Origin of the sequence: Sulfuricurvum sp. MLSB, from assembly GCF_000747095.1 — a bacterium.
In the GTDB taxonomy this organism is placed as follows: Bacteria; Campylobacterota; Campylobacteria; order Campylobacterales; family Sulfurimonadaceae; genus Sulfuricurvum.
In genome coordinates, this window is the sequence record NZ_JQGL01000077.1 from 1 (window position 1) to 1,013 (window position 1,013).

The 1,013-nt window shown below is 35.2% G+C and carries 2 protein-coding genes; both read left to right on the plus strand.

Annotated elements, in window-relative coordinates:
• Window positions 1-146 precede the first annotated feature (146 nt).
• On the plus strand, window positions 147-689 hold the full coding sequence (locus JU82_RS06335; RefSeq protein ID WP_037948230.1) for a hypothetical protein: 543 nt from the start codon (window positions 147-149) through the stop codon (window positions 687-689).
• A 4-nt stretch (window positions 690-693) separates the two neighbouring features.
• The coding region (locus JU82_RS06340) for a hypothetical protein (protein WP_037948233.1) at window positions 694-1,013 on the plus strand (320 nt) is incomplete at its 3' end.

Below are 1,013 nucleotides of genomic sequence, written 5' to 3' on the forward strand. Positions count from 1 at the left end.
TTTTAGTACGGTTTAAACAATCGGCTGCATATGATGCTTTTGTTGAGCAAATGCTTACGAACCAAGATGATATGCTTAAATTTATTCAACGGTTGTTGGATCGATAGGATAGATTCTTTTCATTTAGCAGATAAGCGAGATAAGACATGTTAATTATAACTACATCCCAAAAAGAGTATTTTGATGAATCAACCTCTAAGTTTGTTGACGTGCCAGGTAGGCAGATTGAATTAGAACATTCTCTTATCTCGCTATCTAAATGGGAAGCTAAATGGTGCAAACCATTTTTGGCTAAAGAAAAGAAGACAAATGAACAAATTCGTGATTATGTTAAATGTATGATCATTTCTCGAAATGTTCCGGAAAAAATTGAGGACATTATAACCGATGATCAATTAACAATCATTAATGAATACATTGATGCTCCAATGACAGCGACCACATTTGGTAAAACACAACAAACAGGACGACAACGCGAAGTAATAACTTCCGAATTAATTTATTATTGGATGATTGCCCTTAATATTCCATTTGAATGTCAAAAGTGGCATCTTAATCGTCTTTTGACCCTTATTCGAGTTTGCAGTATTAAAAATAGCCCTCAAAAGAAAATGTCTAGAAATGAAATTCTTGCACAGAATAGGGCATTAAATGCTGCTCGTCGGAACCAATTACAAACGAAAGGATGATGCCGTGAACAACGAAGATCAAAATTTGAACGAAGAATCAAACAGGCCGACTAAAAATCGAGAAGATTTTATAAAGTCGCTTTTTAAACCACCAGCTCTTGTGGACGAATCGGAAGAGATATTTACCAATGAATGGGTAGATGAAATCGATTCCAAAGGGAACCAAAATGAAAAATTATCAGAGTTTATACCATATAATGTTATAGCAACTGCTAGTGTTCCATCTCATTCGGGACCTGGAAGAAATTATCCAATGGAACGGCCAACAAGAATTGGGGAAAGTTTTACTGTTTTTGAAGCCGAACAAAGAGGCAAAATTACTTG

Bases quoted from the DNA above. Each gene is read 5' to 3' on its own strand.
- JU82_RS06335 (WP_037948230.1), top strand. From the start codon at position 147: ATGTTAATTATAACTACATCCCAAAAAGAGTATTTTGATGAATCAACC.